The sequence below is a fragment of the Porphyromonas bobii genome, from assembly GCF_943169685.1.
In the GTDB taxonomy this organism is placed as follows: Bacteria; Bacteroidota; Bacteroidia; order Bacteroidales; family Porphyromonadaceae; genus Porphyromonas; species Porphyromonas pasteri.
In genome coordinates, this window is record NZ_CALPBU010000006.1 from 155,949 (window position 1) to 176,589 (window position 20,641).

Annotated in this window: 14 protein-coding genes and 1 tRNA gene; 11 read left to right on the forward strand and 4 right to left on the reverse strand. The window is 57.2% G+C overall.

The window, feature by feature from the left end; translation table 11 throughout:
- Positions 1-397: 397 nt before the first annotated feature.
- The 3 genes from hpf to KO088_RS07150 all read left to right on the forward strand — a co-directional run bounded on the left by hpf (position 398) and on the right by KO088_RS07150 (position 2,907).
- A complete protein-coding gene (hpf, locus tag KO088_RS07140; protein WP_009433670.1) occupies positions 398-685 on the forward strand; it encodes a ribosome hibernation-promoting factor, HPF/YfiA family in 288 nt (95 codons plus the stop codon).
- Positions 686-1,002: 317 nt separating this feature from the next.
- Positions 1,003-1,314, forward strand: coding sequence for a DUF4298 domain-containing protein (locus tag KO088_RS07145; protein WP_215494160.1), 312 nt, complete (start codon positions 1,003-1,005; stop codon positions 1,312-1,314).
- Between the two features lie 90 nt (positions 1,315-1,404).
- Entirely contained in the window at positions 1,405-2,907 is a 1,503-nt protein-coding gene (locus KO088_RS07150) for a glutamine synthetase family protein (RefSeq protein ID WP_215494161.1), read from the forward strand.
- 107 nt (positions 2,908-3,014) lie between these two features.
- Here the strand turns inward: KO088_RS07150 and KO088_RS07155 are convergent, their stop codons facing one another.
- Together KO088_RS07155 and KO088_RS07160 are read right to left on the reverse strand one after the other, a co-directional pair.
- Positions 3,015-5,429, reverse strand: coding sequence for a TonB-dependent receptor (locus KO088_RS07155; protein WP_215494162.1), 2,415 nt, complete (start codon positions 5,427-5,429; stop codon positions 3,015-3,017).
- A 194-nt stretch (positions 5,430-5,623) separates the two neighbouring features.
- Positions 5,624-6,079, reverse strand: coding sequence for a hypothetical protein (locus KO088_RS07160; protein ID WP_215494163.1), 456 nt, complete (start codon positions 6,077-6,079; stop codon positions 5,624-5,626).
- 818 nt (positions 6,080-6,897) lie between these two features.
- Here KO088_RS07160 and KO088_RS07165 point away from each other — a divergent pair.
- The 5 genes from KO088_RS07165 (at position 6,898) to KO088_RS07185 (ending at position 12,027) form a co-directional block, all read left to right on the forward strand.
- On the forward strand, positions 6,898-7,191 hold the full coding sequence (locus KO088_RS07165) for a DUF4248 domain-containing protein (RefSeq protein WP_215494164.1): 294 nt from the start codon (positions 6,898-6,900) through the stop codon (positions 7,189-7,191).
- A 132-nt stretch (positions 7,192-7,323) separates the two neighbouring features.
- Positions 7,324-7,397: transfer RNA gene (locus KO088_RS07170), tRNA-Arg, on the forward strand.
- A gap of 297 nt (positions 7,398-7,694) precedes the next feature.
- Complete coding sequence (gene rho / locus KO088_RS07175; protein WP_215494165.1) at positions 7,695-9,638, forward strand: transcription termination factor Rho; 1,944 nt, start codon at positions 7,695-7,697, stop codon at positions 9,636-9,638.
- Positions 9,639-9,725: 87 nt separating this feature from the next.
- Positions 9,726-10,226, forward strand: a complete 501-nt coding sequence (locus tag KO088_RS07180) for a flavodoxin (RefSeq protein ID WP_215494166.1) — start codon at positions 9,726-9,728, stop codon at positions 10,224-10,226.
- Positions 10,227-10,365: 139 nt separating this feature from the next.
- A complete protein-coding gene (locus tag KO088_RS07185) occupies positions 10,366-12,027 on the forward strand; it encodes a dipeptidase (RefSeq protein ID WP_215494167.1) in 1,662 nt (553 codons plus the stop codon).
- A gap of 382 nt (positions 12,028-12,409) precedes the next feature.
- Here KO088_RS07185 and kbl read toward each other — a convergent pair whose 3' ends face one another.
- Entirely contained in the window at positions 12,410-13,600 is a 1,191-nt protein-coding gene (gene kbl / locus KO088_RS07190; RefSeq protein ID WP_009433699.1) for a glycine C-acetyltransferase, read from the reverse strand.
- A gap of 77 nt (positions 13,601-13,677) precedes the next feature.
- Complete coding sequence (locus KO088_RS07195; RefSeq protein WP_044115591.1) at positions 13,678-14,622, reverse strand: NAD-dependent epimerase/dehydratase family protein; 945 nt, start codon at positions 14,620-14,622, stop codon at positions 13,678-13,680.
- Between the two features lie 260 nt (positions 14,623-14,882).
- Here KO088_RS07195 and KO088_RS07200 point away from each other — a divergent pair, with 260 nt between their 5' ends.
- The 3 genes from KO088_RS07200 to pheT all read left to right on the forward strand — a co-directional run bounded on the left by KO088_RS07200 (position 14,883) and on the right by pheT (position 20,621).
- Complete coding sequence (locus tag KO088_RS07200; protein ID WP_215494168.1) at positions 14,883-16,127, forward strand: M16 family metallopeptidase; 1,245 nt, start codon at positions 14,883-14,885, stop codon at positions 16,125-16,127.
- 655 nt (positions 16,128-16,782) lie between these two features.
- A complete protein-coding gene (trpB, locus tag KO088_RS07205; RefSeq protein WP_215494169.1) occupies positions 16,783-17,979 on the forward strand; it encodes a tryptophan synthase subunit beta in 1,197 nt (398 codons plus the stop codon).
- A 167-nt stretch (positions 17,980-18,146) separates the two neighbouring features.
- Positions 18,147-20,621, forward strand: a complete 2,475-nt coding sequence (gene pheT / locus KO088_RS07210; RefSeq protein WP_215494170.1) for a phenylalanine--tRNA ligase subunit beta — start codon at positions 18,147-18,149, stop codon at positions 20,619-20,621.
- The last annotated feature ends 20 nt before the right edge of the window (positions 20,622-20,641 follow it).

A 20,641-nucleotide genomic window follows, 5' to 3' on the forward strand; every position in this document is an offset into this window, starting at 1 on the left:
TTCGGAAGGGTAGTGTGGTACGAACCTATATTGGTCGGCGGGCTGACCTATATAGCTTCGCACTCCGACCTATATTGGTCGCATCCGTGACCTATATAGGTCAGCCCGCCGACCAATATAGGTTCACGCACCGCCTTCATAGTGCTTGCTGCTTCCCTCTCCGTAGATGGCGTATTCATAGGGACTTGTGTTGGAGGGATGATGGGGCAGTACGGAGGGGCGAATGAGGGGGCTATGGGGAAGAATATCCCGAGGCGTATGAGTGAAGCGCGGAAAGGTGTTGTTATTCGAAGTCTTTTTCGCTAACTTTGAGGTGAGGGTTACGAAGGACTCCCTTAGTGCTCTTACCATAACTCATGTCACACTCCCCCTCGGGGGAACTAAAAGCTATTCAACTATGGACATCAGAATTCAAGCCATCCACTTCGATGCCACAGAGCAGCTCAAGGCCTTTATCCAAAAGAAACTCGAGAAGCTGACCCGCTTCGCCGACGATATACAGGCCGCCGAAGTCGTCCTAAAGGTTGTCAAGCCCGAAGTATCCAATAACAAGGAAGCCTCCATCAAGCTCAAGGTCAATGGTGCAGACTTCTTTGTCGACAAGACAGGCAACAGCTTCGAGGAATCTGTCGATCTCTGTATCGACGTCCTGAAGCGTAAGCTCGAGAAGCACAAGGAGGCCTAAGCCCCCAGCCCTCGCCTTGAGGGCGCAAACGACTAACTCTTGCCCCCACTGAGTCCCCTCAGCTGGGGGCAACTCATATATATAGTAGTACTTGCCTCCAGCAGCTTCCTCGCGAAGCACTGCTCGCTACCTGCTGGAGTGGGTAGGGTAGGAGGCGTGGAAATAGAGTGAGTTTCGCGCCCTTGCGAGGGGGCAAGTCGTTCGTGTATAGGTGCTTGAGTATAAATGCTGTCAAAGTGTTAGGACTGCAGTGCACGAAGTGGTATCACGTAATGCTTTAATGTGTATATTTGCTACTACAAACGACGACAAAGCACATGGACGAAAGACGCATCGCACGTATTCGTGAGATGGAGACCGCACTCAACAAATGGGTGGACCTCGGCAACAAGGGGGAAGAACTCCTTGAGGTCATGACGGCTCATCTCCCCAGCCTGGAGCGTCTCGTCGCCTACTACAGCTCCCCCGACTGGATGCGTGACCACGATGCCAGCGATGAGGGGCTCCTCCCCGCAGATCTTCCTCACGGCGTCCTCAGCGAAGATGCCGTCTTCGACCTCCTTACACAGCTCTATGGCTTGTGCGGGATCGTGAAAGACATAGAGCAGCGCCTCGGAAAGATACCTTAGAGAAAAGTTAGGGCAGTAGCACTTCCCCAGCCCTGGAGCGGCGCACTACCCCCGACTATATAGTACACAAACAACTACATTAAGAAAACTATGCAGCAGTACACCCTCAATCCCATAGCACGCGCTATCGGGAAGGAACCCAAGGCCTTCACTAAGGCAGACATCACCAAGTACATCCTCGACAACGACATCCACGAGCTCAACTTCCGCTATACAGCAGCTGATGGGCGTCTCAAGGAGCTGAACTTCGTCATCCAAGATGCCGAGTACCTTGATGAAGTCCTCTCCTCTGGTGAGCGCGTAGACGGCTCCAGCCTCTTCCCAGGTCTGATGGAAGCCGGCTCCTCTGACCTCTATGTAGTGCCTAAGTTCTCCTCGGCCTTCATGGATCCCTTCGCTGCTCAGCCTACGATCTCCTTCTTCTGCGCCTATATGGATAAGAACGGCCAGCCTCTCGCGGCTGCTCCCGACGAGATCCTGCGCCGTGCTGCTCAGGCCTTCCGCGAAGTGACGGGCGGTCTGGAGTTCTGCGCCATGGGTGAGCTCGAGTACTACGTCATCGGCGATCAGGAAGATGGCTACGAAGCTGTCGACCAGCGTGGCTACCATGAGATGGGCCCCTTCAGCAAGCAGATCGACTTCCGTACGGAGGCTATGCGCCTCATCTGCCAATGCGGTGGCCAGATCAAGTACGGCCACGGTGAAGTAGGGAACTTCATGGCTGACGGTCTCAACTACGAGCAGAACGAAATCGAATTCCTCCCCGTACCCGTCGAAGAAGCAGCTCAGCACCTGCAGCTCGGTAAGTGGATCCTCTTCGAGCTCGGCTGGAGAATGGGTCTCAAGGTAACCTTCGCTCCTAAGATCATCGTCGGTAAGGCTGGTAGCGGTATGCACGTCCACACGAAGATCGTCGACAAGAACGGCGTCAACCAGTATGTCGACCAGGCTGGCGAACTCACGGCTACTGCTCACAAGGCTGTCGCTGGTATGATGAGCCTCGCTGCTTCGCTCACGGCCTTCGGTAACACGAACCCCACCTCTTACCTGCGTCTCGTACCTCATCAGGAGGCTCCTACGACGGTATGCTGGGGCGACCGCAACCGCTCGGCTCTCGTGCGTGTACCCCTCGGCTGGAGTGCAGACGTCGATATGTCCAGCATCATCAACCCCCTCGAAACGCCCAGCAAGAAGCGCTACACCAATAAGCAGACGATCGAGTTCCGTGCCTCCGACGGCTCGGCTAACATCTACCTCCTGCTGGCTGGTATCTGTACGGCAGTACGCCACGGCTTCGAGATCGACAATGCTGAGCAGCTCGCTAAGGACACCTATGTCGCTGTGAACATCCACAAGGATGAGTTCGCTGGTGCCGTAGCTCATCTGGATAGCCTGCCTGCTTCCTGCGTCGCATCGGCCGAACGTCTGCGCCAGCACCGCGCTATCTACGAAGCTCGCGGTGTCTTCGATCCTACGACGATCGATATGCTGATCCGTAACCTCGAGGCTTATCAGGATGCTGACCTGCGTGCTAAGGCACAGGCCGATCCTCAGTTCCTCAAGGAGCTTGTAGAACGCTACTTCTACTGCTAAGGCGCTCCCTCCGTCTAAGCATCGCATAAAGGGCAGCCCCCGCTACTCCATCGGAGTGGCGGGGGCTGCTGCATTTGGGGTGTATGGGGAGCGAGGGCGCTGTGCGCTTAGAAGCGGGAGCGCATCGCCTCAGCATTCTTGCTGGCTTCCTTGCCCTGGAGGTGAGCGCCGAAGGTGTAGGTCGCACTCGCCATGAGCATCTTGCGCATGGTCATATTGATGATCTCGATCTTATTGCCCTCGGTGGTTATGGTCGTACGGTAGTCGGGCGAAGCGAGGTTCATGACGCCAGTGCTCAGACGGAGGTGTCCCTTGAGGAGGCTATAGTTGAGGATCAGGCCCGTGTAGATGCGACTATGTATGCGTGCGCCACCAGAGACCTCGGGGCTCATGTAGTTCAGGTAGAAGTTCCCCGTGAAGGTCTTCGTGCGGTTGAGGAAGAGCGTACCGTTGAGGCTCGCACTATAGGAGAGTCCCTTGTCTGAGCTGAGTCGTCGGCCGTTGTAGTCGGCGTGGGAGATGGTGTAGCTGATCTGATGGCTGATGTAGCACTGCAGGAAGGGGAGTGAGTGGAAGAAGTAGCTATTTTGTAGCCCGACATTGTACTGCGTCTCAGCATTGTCGCCCTGATAGCGTACCTCACTCGTCACGGGATTCATCAGCGCTACCATCGTGATGCCGTCCCAGTGGTAGTTAGCGAAGGCCTGGAAGTTCAGCGTACCGTCGAGGGTATAGCCGAGGGTGAGAGAGCCTTGCTTCTCGGGGCGCAGGTCTTCCTTCCCCGAGATGGTAGTGTATTGGTTCTCATACTGAGGATAGGGAGATAGCTGGCTGAAGTGCGGGCGGTCAAGGCGGATCGTCCCCTCGAGGTTCAGGGCATGGCGCTCACTGGGTGTGAAGCCGAGATAGATGGTGGGGAAGAAATTGACGTAGTCGCGCGTCTTGAGGTCTGGTTGTCCCTGTACCTTCCCCTCGGTATGGGTGTACTCCATACGCAGCCCACCACGGAGGTTCCACTTCGCTGAGAGCGGCTGGGTGACGTCGGTGTAGAGGGCATAGACGTGCTCGTCGAAGAGGATGGCATCGGTGCGTGCGCCGAGGGTCGTGTGGGCAAAGTATTCGTTGCGGTTGTCCGTGCGGCTCCAGGTACCCTTTGCCCCGAAGGCAAGGATCGTCTTCCCTAAGGGCAGGGTGAAGTCGACGTTCGTCAGGTAGGAGTGTACGTGCTGCCCCTTATTGCTCTGGTAGGCGAAGTCCGAGCCGGGTGCTGGAGCTCCTGTGGCGAGGTAGCCCGTGGAGGCGAAGATACCATCTACAGAGGTGCGTGAGCCTACGTAGTCGGCATCCCATGAGATCTTACGTCCTGGGGCTTTGGCGAAGGTCTTCTCGAGGTGGAGGTTGAGTGCAGTGTAGGCGCCATGGTCCTTCTCTGACGCAGACCCTGGCAGGCGGAGCTGGAGGTTCTGACTACCATCGGGGCGGATGGTGTAGTTGCGTGTCTCGTTCGTGCGGTCGATCTTCTTGCTGCTGGGTGCATAGGTGGCGGTAAAGCCTACGGTGAGCTCGGGGCTAATGGTGTAGTCGAGACCGCCTCTGATATTGACACCTCGCCCCTTATAGTCGAAGGAGGAGGTGCTGGCCGAATAGAGCTGTGTCGAGGGAGCGGTACGGTAGGTGTCGAAGTTCCCTACGATACTCGAGAGGCTGCCGTCGAGGTTGAGTGAGGCAGATACACGGCCCTGCTTGTAGTTGAGCCCTGTCGAGAGGCTGGGGCTGATGCGCCCCTTGTAGAGCGAGGCATTAGCCGAGATGCTCCCACCGAAGTAGTCGTTCTGAGCCTTCTTCATCACGATGTTCAGCACACCGGCATTGCCCTCCGCCTCGTACTTGGCTGGTGGGGTGGTGAGTACCTGTACTTCGGCGATGTCGGACTGGCTGTAGGAGCGAAGCAGGCCCGTGAGGGCTTCGCCTGAGAGGCGAACGCGCTTGTCGTTGATGAGGATGATGGCCTTACCCCGCCCGATGATGGAGATGCCGTCATCGGTGACGTTGAGCCCAGGGGTGCGCTTGAGGACGTCGAGGGCATTCTGCGCCCCAGCGCTGATCTGCTGGGCGTCGAAGACGAGGCGGTCTGCCTGACGGGTGATGATGGGGCGGCGGCCACGCACCTCGACGCCGCGGAGCTGCTGGGTCTCTTCGCTGAGGAGCAACTCGCCGAGGTCAAGGCCTGTGGCGGGGAGGGTGATGGTCTTGTACTGACCTTGGTAGCCCAGAGCACGGAGCTCGAGGAGGTAGGTGCCAGCGGAGGCCGTGAGGGAGAAGGTGCCGAGGGAGTCGGTCACGACACCCGTGACGAGGGTACTGTCGGGGAGCCTACGCAGTAGTGCGTTGCCCATGTCGATGGCTTGGCGGTCACTTGCGCGCAGGAGTCTACCCTGGAGTCGTGCGTCGCCTGTGCTCTGAGCGAAGGTGCTTCCCGTGCCCAGTGCGAGGGCGGTGAGGAGTAGATGAAGGCGTTTCATAAGAAGTTCTTTGCGTAATGGATTAGTATTACACTGCAAATATATGAACTTTCTTTTGAAGTGTACAAATGTATGGTACACACCTTCGCATTTCCTTCTCTCGGGCGGGAAAGCACTACCCCCCGATAGCCTGTCCTGGGCTATCGGGGGGTAGGTGCTATACGATGGATGATGGTGCGGGGGCGGTGTGTGCGCTAAGACTTCTTATTGAAGATGACCTCCTGCAGGGGCAGCTCGGTGAAGGTGGGGAAGGTCGAGCCAGGAGCGACCTCGGCATCCGAGGTGACGAAGCCTGCGGAGATGGACGTCCCATGGACGATACCGCGGAAGGAGCGGAGGATCGTTATCTTGCCGAAGGGCGTGGTCTTCGAATAGTCATCGATATAAATCGTGTCGCCAGAGAAGTGGCAGGGGATGTCATACTTCAGGGTGCCCATAGGAGAGCCCTCATAGTTCAGGCTCAGCTCGACGTCCTCGGGGCTATTGAAGTGGAGGGTGAAGATGCCCGTGCTGTCGCACCATTCGGTGCCCTGGAGGTGGTGTTTGTCTTCAGCTGTGGAGGCTTTCTGGGCTCCCTGGCATGAGCCTAATAGGAGTGTGAGGGCGAGCGCTCCGAGGGAGAGGGAGCGGAAGCAGGCGTGTCGTGTCATCGTCTTTCTGTTGTGTCGTTCCGTTGCAGGTGAGAGATGGACTGGGGATGGTACTCAGTAGCCCCAGCATATAGGGGCAAAGGTACACGCTTTCCCCGCCTTCTGCAATCCTCATTTTTAGGTATTTCTTCCTCCTCATGCTACGGGCAAGGCCTTCATCCATCACAGCGGTTTTTCTTATTCAGTAGCGGGAAAAAGTAGTAGTCCCGTGAGGAAGTATGTAGCTTCCCATAGTGGTATTTCTCTATCCACGTACGTAGTCTTATCGGCCAGGTATCTAAATCCAAATGTCCACGTACGTAGTCCTTAGATCTACGTACGTAGATCGAATGAATCCTCCGCAGATCTGTAGGTTTTCCTCGTATGCGTAGGCGTTCATACCATTATTACTTCCAGCTTTTTCCTCCGCAGAAATGCACCTGCATGCTATTGCTATGCGGCACGTATCGGACGGTACTGTATAATTGTCCTTTTGTAGATAGAGGCTTAGCGATTTGCTCCCAAAGTGGGGGCTTCAAGTGGCGGAGGTGGGGTGTGCGAGTAGCTGCAGGGAGCGGGCTTCGAGGAGCTCTGCGCAGGGCGTTTAAGTGATAGGAGACGAGGAGCTTACGTTCGTCAAAATATTTATTTAGTCGGCTCCTTGGAGGGGCGGAGTATTTGCCGTTACTTTGTCGTGGAGTCCTGCTCGAAGCTCTCTTTTTGCAGTCCTCACCTCGCCCAGCTCCTCCCTTGTATATATGTATGCTGGTCGGGTAGGGGGCGGGAAGAAGCGGAGCGCTCCGGCCTACATTTATTCATTTTATTCATACCACACGACGATGAAAACACCTATCATCTCTTCGTCTGCCGCTGTCCAGTCCAGCGTGCCTTCCCTCATCTTCCGCGCCTATACGGTCAAGGAGCTTGCCTGTCTTTACTTCCCACAGAAGACAGCTACAGGAGCCTCCCGCTCCCTGCGTGCACTCATTCGCCACGACCCCGAGCTGCTCTCCCAGCTACGTGCCCAAGGCTATCGCCCGCGGGTGCACTACCTACCGCCCTCTGCCGTGCAGGTACTACTCGAGCATTTAGGCACTCCAGAGGAGTTCTACGAGATCCTTCGCAAGGCTTAGCGGACGCTTATTCCATGGGGGCGGTACGGGCCAAACGAAATATTTGACTATCTTTGCACCACAATTAAGAGGACGTGTGCGCCGTTATAGTCATGCCGTAGGGCATAAGAGTCCGCACCCCTCCAATGGATTGGTTGGGTAGCTCAGCTGGATAGAGCAATAGCCTTCTAAGCTATCGGTCCTGGGTTCGAATCCCAGCCCAATCACACAAGCTCCCCCCACTCAATATCCCTTACATCACGAAGATACTCTTTGATGGGGTTGGCTTTTGGCTCTTCGCCATCGTCTCTGTAGCCACCTCCGGCTGCCATTTATAGTCAGATATATTATCCCTTGGGTGGCTGATCCCTCCCAAGCACTTCGGGTCGTCAGGGGCGTCTGTAGGGCGCACTCTCATCGCTATCGTGGCCTACTACCCAAAGTCCTTGTGTCGATCAGCTCCCTATGACATCCGTCCTGAAGGAGCCCCCGTCCCCGGGGGATAGTACGTATTCATAATCAATATGCAACGATACAATATCACCGAGCTATCCAGCAAGACGCTGGAGGAGCTCCAGGAGATCGCCCGAGAAATAGGCTTCTCTCCCGATGCCTTCCCCGAGAAGCGCGAACTGATCTACGAGATCCTGGACCAGCAAGCTGTCACCGTCGCTGAGACGACGAGTGTCAAGCGCAAGCCTGGTCGCCCTCGCAAGACCTCTTCCACCGAAGAGTCTACCCATGAAACGCCCAAGTCCACCCCCGCTACCTCTTCTGCTCCCGCTGATGACGCCCCCGCAGCCTCGGAGGACGCTCCCGAAGTAGAGCAGCCAAAGCGTAAGCGTGGTCGCCCCTCTAAGGCTGAAGCGCTGGCACGTGAGCAAGCCCTCTCTGCCGTAGCTAAGGCCTCCGAAGAGCATGCTAAGGATCCCGAAGCGATCGCTGTCGAGGAGCCAGCAGCTCCCGCCCCCAAGCCCATCCGTGGCGCCCGCACGTCGGCCTCCGCTGCGAAGCCTGCTCAGAGCCCTGCTGTCGCAGTAGAGCCTCGTGTCGCTGAAGCTGCCCCCGCAGCCGCAGCCGCTAAGGAAGGCGAAGCTCCCGCAGCAGCACCTGCGCAGAGCCCCGCACGCATGGTCTTCCGGCACAAGGATAGTAAGTCCGTCCTTGACGAGATCCTGCCTACCCTCAATACACCTCAGCCCCAGCCCAAGGTACGTCAGCAGCAGCCCCAGGCTCCTGCTCAGCCCCCAGTACATCAGGTACAGGCACAGCAGCCTGCCGAGCCTAAGGCTCAGCCCGCTGTGAAGGCTGTCGCTCGCCCCCAGCAGGAGTTCGACTTCTCGGGTATCCTCGAGTGCTCCGGCGTACTGGAGATCCTGCCCGACGGCTATGGCTTCCTCCGCTCTGCGGACTACAACTACCTCCCTTCGCCTGATGATATCTACCTCTCGGCAAACCAGATCAAGCAGTGGAGCTTGCGCCCTGGCGACCTCGTCGAGGGCTTCATCCGTCCTCCACAGGATGGCGATAAGTACTTCCCCTTCGATACGATCACGCGTGTCAATGGGCGTACCCCCTCGGAGATGCGCGACCGCGTACCCTTCGATCACCTCACGCCGATCTTCCCCGATGAGAAGTTCCGCCTCGAGTCTACCAATAACCCTGCTGTACAGGACAAGATCGCGATGCGTATCGTCGACCTCTTCGCTCCTATCGGTAAGGGGCAGCGTGGTCTCATCGTCGCACAGCCCAAGACGGGTAAGACCGTCCTGCTGAAGAATATCGCTAACGCTATCGCAGCCAACCACCCCGAGGTCTATATGATCATCCTCCTCATCGACGAGCGTCCTGAGGAAGTCACCGACATGGCGACCAGCGTCAATGCCGAGGTCATCGCTTCGACCTTCGACGAGCCTGCTGACCGCCACGTCAAGATCGCCGAGATCGTGCTCAACAAGGCTAAGCGTATGGTCGAGAGCGGTCAGGATGTCGTCATCCTCCTCGACTCCATCACGCGTCTGGCACGTGCCTACAATACAGTACAGCCTGCCTCGGGTAAGGTCCTCTCCGGTGGTGTCGATGCCAACGCCCTGCAGAAGCCCAAGCGCTTCTTCGGTGCTGCGCGTAACATCCGCGGTGGCGGTAGCCTGACGATCCTCGCTACGGCCCTGCAGGAGACGGGCTCGAAGATGGATGATGTGATCTTCGAAGAGTTCAAGGGCACGGGTAACATGGAGCTCCAGCTCGACCGTCGTCTGGCGAATAAGCGTATCTATCCTGCCGTCGATCTGGTGGCCAGCAGCACGCGTCGCGATGACCTCCTGCAGGATCAGACGACCCAGAGCCGTATGTGGTCTGTGCGTAAGGTCCTCTCTGAGATGAACCCCATCGAAGCGATGGAGAACGTCAAGAACCTCATGCTCCGCACCAAGGATAATGAGGAGTTCTTCGCCGAAGTGAATAGCTAAGAGAGGCGGTAGTGGCTTAGTCCAATAGTTCTCTTATCTTTGTAGAGCAAACACAATTACTACTAACACAAAATATCCTATCGCACAATGAGCAAGATCGGTATTTTCTACGGCTCTTCTACGGGCTCTACTTCCGAAGTAGCACAGCGTCTGGCTAAGGCCCTCGGCGCAGAAGCTAATGTCTATGATGTCGCTGGCGCAGACGCTGCTGATGCAGCTGCCTTCGATGTCCTCCTCCTCGGTTCCTCTACGTGGGGTATCGGTGACCTTCAGGACGACTGGGAAGACTTCCTCCCCAAGCTCGCTGAGCAGAACCTCGCTGGCAAGAAGGTAGCTCTCTTCGGCTGCGGTGACGCTGATAGCTATCCCGATAGCTTCTGCGAAGCTCTGGCTAAGATCCACGAAGGCCTCGCTGGTACGGGCTGCTCCTTCATCGGTGCTTACGAGCCCGAAGGCTACAGCTACGATGCTACTGAAACGGAACAGGATGGCAAGCTCATCGGTCTCTGCATCGACGAAGCTAACCAGTCTGACCTCACCGACGAACGTATCGAAAAGTGGGTCGCTCTGCTGCAGTCGCAGTTCTAAGAGCGAGCGCTTAGCACGACCAATATCAGTTGCCCTTCGGCTGTCTCCCACACGGGGGTACGGCCGAAGGGCAACTTTTTGTATCTTTAGGGTATAGTTAGTTAGCTCGCTATTCATCACTATCATCATCAAATACACTATGAAGCAAACGACACTCCTCGCAGCCTTTGCCCTGGCTGTCACAGCCTGGGCTACTCCGTCTGCTGAGGCTTGCTCCGACCTGATCGTGGGCAAGAAGGCGTCGGTCGACGGCTCCGTCATGATCAGCTACTCGGCCGACTCGCACACCCTCTACGGCGACCTCGTACATTATCCAGCTAAGGCTTGGGGCAAGGGCCTCATGCTCCAGATCCACGAGTGGGATACGGGCAAGCCCCTTGGCTATATCCCTCAGGCTGCTGTCACCTACAATGTCGTGGGGAACATGAACGAGCATCAGGTAGCCATCACCGAGAGTACTTGGGGTGGCCGCAAGGAACTCCGCGATCCCTCGGGCGTCATGGACTATGGTAGCCTCATCTACGTAGCACTGCAGCGCTCCCGCTCAGCTCGCGAAGCGATCCGCGTCATGACCGACCTCGTCCGCGACCACGGCTACTACAGCTCGGGTGAGTCCTTCACCATCGCTGACAAGAACGAAGTCTGGATCATGGAGCTTATCGGTAAGGGCCCCAAGAAGAAGGGCGCTACGTGGGTAGCTATCCGCATCCCCGATGACGCTATCGCAGCGCACGCCAACCAGGCACGTATCCACAAGATCCCCTTCGGTGACAAGGAGAACTGTATGTACGAGAAGGATGTAGTCAACGTAGCTCGTGAGAACGGATGGTTCAAGGGTAAGGATAAGGACTTCGACTTCCAGAAGGCTTACAACCCCTATGACTTCAGCGGCCTGCGTGCTTGCGAAGCCCGTGTATGGAGCTTCTTCCGCACCTTCGACAAGAGCATGGACAAGTACAAGAAGCACATTATGGGTGATGTTTCCGAAGAGCCCATGCCTCTCTACATCATCCCCGACCGCAAGGTGAGCCTCGCTGACGTCCGCGAAGGGATGCGTAACCACTACGAAGGTACCGAGCTCTCGATGACGAATGACCCTGGGGCTGGTGCCTACAAGGTCCCCTACCGCTGGCGTCCTATGACCTTCAAGAGCGAAGGCCGTGAGTACTTCAACGAGCGTGCTATCGCTACGCAGCAGACGGGCTTCGTGCTCATCGCTCAGATGCGTAGCTGGCTGCCCGATGCTGTCGGTGGTATCCTGTGGTTCGGTGTGGACGATGCCAATACGGCTGTCCTCACGCCTATGTATGCCTCCATCACTGAGATCCCCGAATGCTATCGCCGTGGCAACGGGAGCATGACGGAGTTCAGCTGGACGTCGGCCTTCTGGATCCACAACTGGGTAGCTAACATGGCGTACAACCGCTATGAGCCTATGATCCGCGACATTCGCCCCGTGCAGAAGGAGCTGGAAGATAGCTACGTCGACCTGGTGAAGAACACCGACGCTAAGGCTCTCGAGCTGCTGAAGAGCAGCCCCGCACAGGCCACCGCTTACCTCACGGAGGTCTGTGGCAAGGTAGCCAACGAGACGACCGCTCGCTGGAAGAAGCTCGGTGAATACCTCCTCGTCAAGTACATGGACGGTAACGTCAAGAAGGAGAAGGACGGCAAGTTCGAAGAGAACGGCTACGGCCAGATCGTCTCGCCCAACTTCCCCGGCTACAGCCAGGAGTACTACGACCAGGTCGCTAAGAGCGGAGAGGCCAAGCACCTCGAGGTCCCCAAGAAGGATAAGTAATCGTACTTCCTCCCAATAGTAGCTTCGCCCCCGTGCTCTCGTAGCGCGGGGGCGAAGTCGTATAAGGGGATCGGGGGCGCTTGCTAAGGCGCATATCCTCCAGCGTGTAGGCGGGGCAGAATTTCCGTATATGCACAAATATATTTCTGTATATGCGAAAAAATATTTCCGCATATACGAAAATAAATCGCCGTATATACGCAAGTTTATCGGCGCATATACGGCTGCTCGGCGCCTTGCTTTCGCCCGCTGTATGGGGTGGGGAGTGCGAGGCGAAGGTGCACTACCACTTGGATAAAAACGATCGTCCACGGACTGTCACCCACCGAGGGTGGGGCAGTCCGTGGACGATTTGTCTTGTGGAGGCGGGGTGCGCCTGCGGCTACTTCAGCGTGCCGAGCTCACGGCCGACCTTGATGAAGGCAGCGATGGCCTTGTCGAGGTGATGGCGTTCGTGTGCGGCGGAGAGCTGTACGCGGATACGTGCCTGGCCCTTGGGGACGACGGGGTAGTAGAAGCCCGTGACGTAGATCCCTTCTTCGAGGAGGCGTGCAGCGTATTCCTGCGAGAGCTTAGCATCGTAGAGCATCACGGCACAGATAGCTGACTGGGTGGGCTTGATGTCGAAGCCGGCAGCGAGCATCTTGTCGCGGAAGTACTCGACGTTCTCCATCAGCTTGGTGTGCAGGGCATCGCTTTCTTCGAGCATCTTGAAGACTTCGAGGCCAGCGCCGACGACTGCGGGAGGGATGGAGTTACTGAAGAGGTAGGGGCGTGAGCGCTGACGAAGCATGTCGATGACTTCCTTGGGGCCCGTGGTGAAGCCGCCGATAGCACCACCGAAGGCCTTACCGAGCGTACCGGTGTGCAGGTCGATACGGCCGTAGCAGTTGAACTGCTCGGCGACACCGCGACCCGTGGGACCGACGACACCAGCCGAGTGGCATTCGTCGACCATGACGAGCGCATCGTACTTGTCCGCGAGGTCGCAGATCTTATCCATCGGAGCGACGTTGCCGTCCATGGAGAAGACGCCGTCGGTGACGATGATGCGGAAGCGAGCGGACTGGGCTTCTTGGAGTACGCGCTCCAGGTCTTCCATGTTCGCATTTTCGTAGCGGTAGCGCTGGGCCTTACAGAGGCGTACGCCGTCGATGATAGAGGCGTGGTTCAGCGCATCGCTGATGATAGCGTCTTCAGGGCCGAAGAGGGGCTCGAAGACCCCGCCATTAGCGTCGAAGCAGGCGGCGTAGAGGATGGTGTCTTCGGTGTGGAAGTAGCGGGCGATGGCCTGCTCGAGCTGCTTGTGGATGTCCTGCGTACCGCAGATGAAGCGGACGGAGCTCATCCCGAAGCCGTGGCTGTCCATGGCGGCCTTAGCGGCTGCTACCAGACGAGGATGGTCGGAGAGACCGAGGTAGTTATTGGCGCAGAAGTTGATGACCTCCTGCCCCGTGCTGATCTTGATGTCGGCAGTCTGAGGGGTCGTGATGATACGCTCCCGCTTGTAGAGGCCGGCTTCGTCGATGGATTGAAGTTCCTCAGCGAGGTACTTCTTCATGTTCTTAAACATAGTCCTTGTTTCTTCGTGTATAGCTTGCTAAGTAGTGTGCTTTGCTTGCTGGTGTGCCGTGTGGGCGAGCGAAGGCTCTATCCCTTGCGGCGGATGGTCTCGATCATATCGCGCGTCATGGCGGGCAGGTCGTACTGGGGCTTCCAGTCCCACTCGCTTCGAGCGCAGCTATCGTCAAGGGAGTTAGGCCAAGAGTCGGCGATACCCTGACGGAGTTCGTCGAGCTCGTAGGTCATCTCGAAGGTAGGGATCACCTCACGGATAGAGGCAGCGATACCCTCGGGGTCGAAGCTCATCGAGGTGATGTTGAAGGAATTGCGGTGAATGAGTCGTGCGGGGTCAGCTTCCATAAGTTCGACGCAGGCGCGTAGGGCATCGGGCATATACATCATATCCATATAGGTGCCTGGGCGCAGGGGGCATGCGAAGCGACCTTCGCGTACAGCGGCATAGTAGATGTCTACAGCATAGTCAGTAGTACCACCACCCGGAGGTGCAACATTAGAGATAAGGCCAGGGAAGCGTACGGAGCGTGTGTCGACACCGAAGCGCTTCTGATAGTAATCACTGAGGAGCTCGCCAGAGACCTTCGTCACCCCGTACATAGTCTTGGGGCGCTGGATGGTGTCCTGTGGCGTCATGTCGCGAGGTGTCTCGGGACCGAAGGAGCCGATAGAGCTGGGGGTGAAGACCGCACAGCCATTCTCGCGTGCTACCTCGAGGACGTTGAAGAGACCGCCGAGGCCGATCTGCCATGCCAGCTGCGGCTTGGCTTCGGCGACAGCACTCAGCAGTGCTGCCAGATTGAAGATCGTGTCGATCTTGTAGCGACGTACGACTTCGGTGATCTGCTGGGGATTGGTAATGTCTACCACTTCACAAGGACCTGTCTCGAGGAGTTCGCCCTTGGGAGGAGCTGCAGGGATGTACCCTGCCACGACTACGGGATAGAGTCGGCGGAGCGTCATAGCGAGCTCGGTCCCGATCTGGCCTGTAGAGCCGATGATAAGGATGTTTTTCATACCTCTTTGTGATACGTATTTTCTTGCGAGATGCTCGCTAGCAGGGTACTTCATGGTGACGCTGCAGGTGCGAGGCGGACCTAATAAATGCGTACAAATGCCCTTTACTATGCGCCAAATGTAGTTAATCTCGTTGGAAAAATCAGTATTTCATAGTGCGTGCCCTTATAAGGCTCTGATTATTCGCTTGGTAGGGTGCCTATGGAGATGTGTAGGAGACGCTATACCTTTGTCTACGCTAACGAAAGAACTTTAAGAAGATGACTCATTGTGTGATGCACACGCTCCCTTCGGGGCTTAGGATCATCGCTTCGGTAGAGCCCGAGGCGGCAGTCAGCTACGTGGGCCTTGGGGTGCGCGTAGGGGCTCGTGACGAAGGCCTGCGCTGGCATGGGCTGGCGCATAGCATCGAGCACATGCTCTTCAAGGGTACGCGCCTACGCTCCTCGAGCCAGATCATCGAGCGTATGGAGTCCGTGGGGGCTGAGCTGAATGCCTATACGACGAAGGAGGAGACGATGCTCTACGCCATCGCCCCCTCACGCTATGCACGGCGCTCGCTGCACATGATCCTCGACATCGCTGCCCATAGCACGTTCCCCGAGCGGGAGTGGGCGAAGGAGCAGGAGGTCATCCTCGATGAGATCCATTCGTATGAAGATAGCCCCTCGGAGCTGATCTTCGATGAGTTTGAGGATCAGGTCTTCCGCCCGCACCGCCTTGGGCATGCTATCCTCGGTACAGAGGCTTCGGTGGGGCGCATCACAGTGGAGGCGCAGCGCCGCTTCCATCGCACGTACTACCGCCCTGAGCGTATGGTGCTCTTTGCCCGTGGTGTGCTCGATATGGACGACTTGATAGCCGCAGCGGAGCGGGCCTTCCCAGGTGAAGGTCAGCCTCTCATCTCAAGCAGCGCACTTCCCGAGCCACTCCCCGTACCTATATATAATAAGGAGGCGCGTCGCGTGGTGCGTCGTCGGGATACGGCGCAGAGCCACGTGCTGCTGGGGCGTGCCGCTTATTCGCTCTATGACCCGCGGCGTCTGGCGCTTAGTCTTCTCGCGAGTATCCTCGGCGGGAGCGGGATGAATGCCCGACTGAATATGCAGCTGCGAGAGCAGCGTGGGCTGGTCTATCATGTCGAGTGCAACTACACGCCCTACACCGATACGGGGCTCTTCTCCGTCTACTTCGGCTCGTCGCATCGTGCTGAAGCGGAGGCTATCGAGCTGGTCTATGCCGAGCTGGCACGCTTGGTGGCTGAGCCTTTGACGCAGCGAGCCCTGGAGCAGGCTCTACGTCAGACACGTGGTCAGATGATCGTCGCCTCGGAGCAAAGGGAGCAGCACTTCCTCTCGATGGGTAAGAGCTTCCTGCATACGGGCACGTTCGAGTCGGACGAAGTGCTTCAGGAGCGCCTCTCCGCCCTCACGCCTGAATTACTGCACGAGGTCGCTACGGAGCTCTTCGACCGCTCTATGTTCCACGAACTTATCTATCGCTAACGCAGGCGAAGGCATCCCCTTATCGCGAGTATTCTTCTTATTCAGCGAAGGGAAAAGCATCGTTCTCGTGAAGAAAAAAGCACCTTTACATAGTGCTTTTCCTCTGTCTACGTACGTAGTCTTAAAGACCTGGTACGTCAATCCCAATATCCACGTACGTAGATATTAGAGCCACGTACGTAGCTTAAACTTATCTGCCACTCGTCCACAACTTTTATCCCTACGCGGAGCAACAACCTAAATATAGGCCAGTCCGCCGACCTATATAGGTTCATACCGCTCCGCTATCGGGGGGCGAGTATGCTGTGATAGTCGTTTGGTGAATCGCCCCCATTGAGCTGGCTTAGGCTTGCTTATATTGGGGAATCATTTTATCTTTGCTTCATCAAAGAAACGGGCGGATCGTTGGCCAACGAATACGCTACAAAAGAATATGACGAATCGAATGTACAATAGAGGTTGGTGGCGCACTCAGGATAGTAATATCGTGAGTTAGGCATCTATGTCCCTATTGTAAATTCATCATCAGCATATAATAGAGGCTTGTCGTGACTCACGGCAAGCCTCTTTGTCGTGAGTACGGATCCGCAGAAATGACGTCACCTGCCTTAGGCCTCTACTTAGCTCCAACTCTTCATTCAAAATCCCAACTTTTATGACACCCTTCCAAGTAGATCCCAACGGCTTTTATGGCGACTTCGGTGGCGCCTTTGTTCCCTCCATCCTCGAGCCCATCATCAAGGAGCTGCAAGATACGTACCTACAGATCATCGAGAGCAAGGACTTCCAAGAGGAGTTCCACACGCTGCTGCGTGACTATGTAGGTCGCCCCAGCCCCCTCTATCACGCGCGCCGACTCAGCGAGAAGTATGGTGCGAAGATCTACCTCAAGCGCGAGGACCTCAATCACACGGGGGCGCACAAGATCAATAATGCCCTCGGGCAGATCCTGCTGGCAAAGAAGATGGGTAAGCACCGCATCATCGCCGAGACGGGTGCAGGCCAGCATGGTGTAGCCACTGCCACCGCCTGTGCGCTCATGGGTATGGAGTGCTATATCTATATGGGCGCACTTGATGTCGAGCGTCAGCATGTCAATGTCGAGCGCATGAAGATGCTCGGTGCTACCGTCGTCCCAGCGAAGAGTGGTAATCAGACGCTCAAGGACGCTGTGAATGAGGCGCTCATGGCATGGTGCGAGCGTCCCGAAGATACCTTCTACCTCATCGGGTCGGCAGTAGGTCCACATCCTTATCCCGATATGGTAGCACGTCTGCAGAGCGTCATCAGCAAGGAGATCAAGGCACAGCTTCAGGAGAAGGAAGGACGCGACTACCCCGACTACCTCTTAGCTTGTATCGGTGGCGGGTCTAACGCCGCAGGTACGATGTACCACTATCTCGATGATCCACGCGTGCGTATCGTCTTAGGCGAAGGGGGCGGTCATGGTATGGATAGCGGGGAGACAGCCGCCACGATCAATATCGGTACCGAGGGTGTCCTGCACGGAAGCCGTACCCTCGTCATCCAGACTCCCGAGGGCGAAGTGAAAGAGCCTTACTCCATCTCGGCTGGGCTCGATTATCCTGGCATCGGCCCGCTGATCTCTCAGATCGCTGTACAAGAGCGTGCTGAGGTGCTGTCGATCAATGACGACGAGGCACTGCGTGCTGCCTTCGAGCTGACGCGCTTGGAGGGGATTATCCCAGCGCTGGAGAGTAGCCACGCCTTAGGTCTCCTGCCTCATGTCAAGTTCCAGCCAGAGGACGTCGTCGTGCTGACTGTGAGTGGACGCGGTGACAAGGATATCTCTACCTATCTGGCTCACAAAGCAGAGATCTTAGGGGAATAAAGGCGCGATAAGCAGAGTACGACGAGGCCCCTGTCTCCAGAGAGCTGGATGCAGGGGCCTCGTCGCCGTGCTACGGCATAGGCGCGTGTGTAGAGGGCTTTTCGTACATTTGTACTCTAAAAGAAATCATCAAGTAAGATAGTAGCTATCCCCTAAGCGGAACAAATATGAATATATCCTACGATCTACTACGCTCCTACGTGGAGACGGATCTGACCCCCGATGAAGTCGCTGCTGCCCTGACCTCTATCGGTCTTGAGGTAGGCGGTGTAGAAGAAGTCGAATCAATCCCCGGTGGGCTCAAGGGCCTTGTCATCGGTCACGTGCTGACCTGCGATGTGCATGAGAACTCCGATCACCTCCACGTCACGACAGTAGATGTAGGTGCCGAGGCACCCCTGCAGATCGTCTGTGGTGCGCCCAATGTAGCCGCTGGTAAGGCGGTCGTCGTCGCTACCATCGGTACCGTCCTCACCTCGGGTGACGAATCCTTCACCATCAAGAAGAGCAAGATCCGTGGCGTCGAGAGCTTCGGTATGCTCTGTAGTGAGGTCGAGATCGGCGTCGGGCACGACAATAGCGGTATCATCCTCCTCGATGCCGCTACGACGAAGCCTGGGACGCCTGCTGCTGAGCACTTCGGTGTCAGCTCCGACTACGTCCTTGAGGTCGATATCACGCCGAACCGTGTCGATGCTACTTCACACTATGGTGTTGCCCGCGATCTCGCTGCTTATCTCACGCAGCAGGGGAAGGCCACGAAGGCTAAGCTCCCCGAGGTGCTCCCCGCACCTGCCGCTGGGACGGCTTGCCCCGTGCCTGTCACGGTCGCTGTCGATGAGACCCTTTGCCCCCGCTTCGAGGGTCTTGTGATCCGTGGACTCAAGGTCACCGAGAGCCCCGACTGGCTGCGTCGCCAGCTTGAGACGCTGGGTCTGCGCCCCATCAACGTAGTCGTCGACGTGACGAACTACGTCCTGCACGAATTCGGTCAGCCCCTCCACGCCTATGACTTGGCGAAGACGGGTGGCGCCCTCTCGGTGCAGCTGGCACGAGAGGAGAAGATGGTCCTCCTCGACAAGAGCGAAGGCCAGCTCACTGAGCGTGACCTCGTCATCGCTTCGGCTACGGGTGAGCCCCTCTGCGTCGCTGGCGTCATGGGAGGTCTGGACTCGGGTACGACGGAGACGACGACGGATATCTTCCTCGAGTCAGCGAACTTCAACGCTACCTCCGTGCGCAAGACCGCACGCCGTCTGGCTGTGAATACGGACTCCTCCTTCCGCTTCGAGCGTGGACTGGACCCCAACCGCACGACCTGGGCGCTGATGCGTGCTGCTTCGCTCATCCTCGAGCTTTGCCCCGGTAGCTATATCGATGGTGGCCGCTTCGACCACTATCCCGTGCCTGCTCAGCCCTACGAAGTGACACTGCGCCCCAGCCATATGGATGCACTCATCGGTAAGTTCATCCCCCGCGACGAGGCTGTACGTATCCTCGAGAGCCTCGAGATCGAGATCGTCTCCCGTGAGGAAGACGCTTGGCAGCTGCGTGTACCCCGCTATCGTGTCGACGTGACTCGTGAGGCCGACGTCATCGAGGAGGTCATGCGCATCTACGGATACAACAATATTGAGCTCAGTGGCTACGTCCACGCTAACCTCAGCCCCAAGGGAGCGAGCGACCGCTCTTACAGCCGTCGCATCCTCCTCTCGGAGCAGCTGACGGGCGCGGGCTTCAATGAGCTTCTCAATAACTCCCTCTCCTCCGAAGCCTACTACGAAGGGCTTACCTCCTGCCCCGCTGATAAGCTCGTGCAGCTGGTCAACCCCCTCAGTGGCGAGCTGAACGTGATGCGCCAGACGCTCCTCTTCGGGGGGCTCTCCGCTATCAGCCGTAATCTCCGCCGTCAGCAGAAGAGCTTCTACTACTATGAGTGGGGGAATTGCTACGCTGCTGCTCCCGAAGTCGAGCGCTCTACCGCCACGACGCTGGCAGGCTACCGTGAGACGCAGACCCTCGGCCTGTGGGTTGCTGGTGCACGCATCCAGAGCAGCTGGGCACATGCTGACGAGCCTGCTTCGCCCTTTGAGCTGAAGGCCCATGTCCTGCACATCCTCGAGCGTCTGGGCATCAGTGAGCGTAGCCTGCGTGCTGAGTTTGTCGAGTGCGACCTCTTCACGGGTCGTGGCTACAGCTATGCGACCTATGACGGCAAGCCTGTCGTGCTGATGGGTCAGGTCAAGTCCGCCCTCTTGGCTAAGTGGGATATCGATATCCCCGTCTACTACGCCGAGATCAACTGGGACAACCTCAATCGCCTCGCTGAGCGTGTGAAGATCGAGATCGCTGACCTGCCTAAGTTCCCCGTCGTACGCCGCGACCTCTCGCTCCTCCTCGACGAGAAGATTACCTTTGCAGAGCTGGCTGAGACCGCTCGCCGTGCAGAGAAGAAGCTCCTGCGTGATGTGACCCTCTTCGACGTGTACGAGGGGAAGAACCTCCCCGCAGGGAAGAAGAGCTATGCCCTCTCCTTCTACCTGCAGGATACGGAGCGCACGATGAGCGATAAGCAGATCGATGCCATCATGGCGAAGATCCGCAAGAGCCTCGAGGATACCTATGGAGCTACCCTCCGCTAACCACCTAAGACGAATCAACT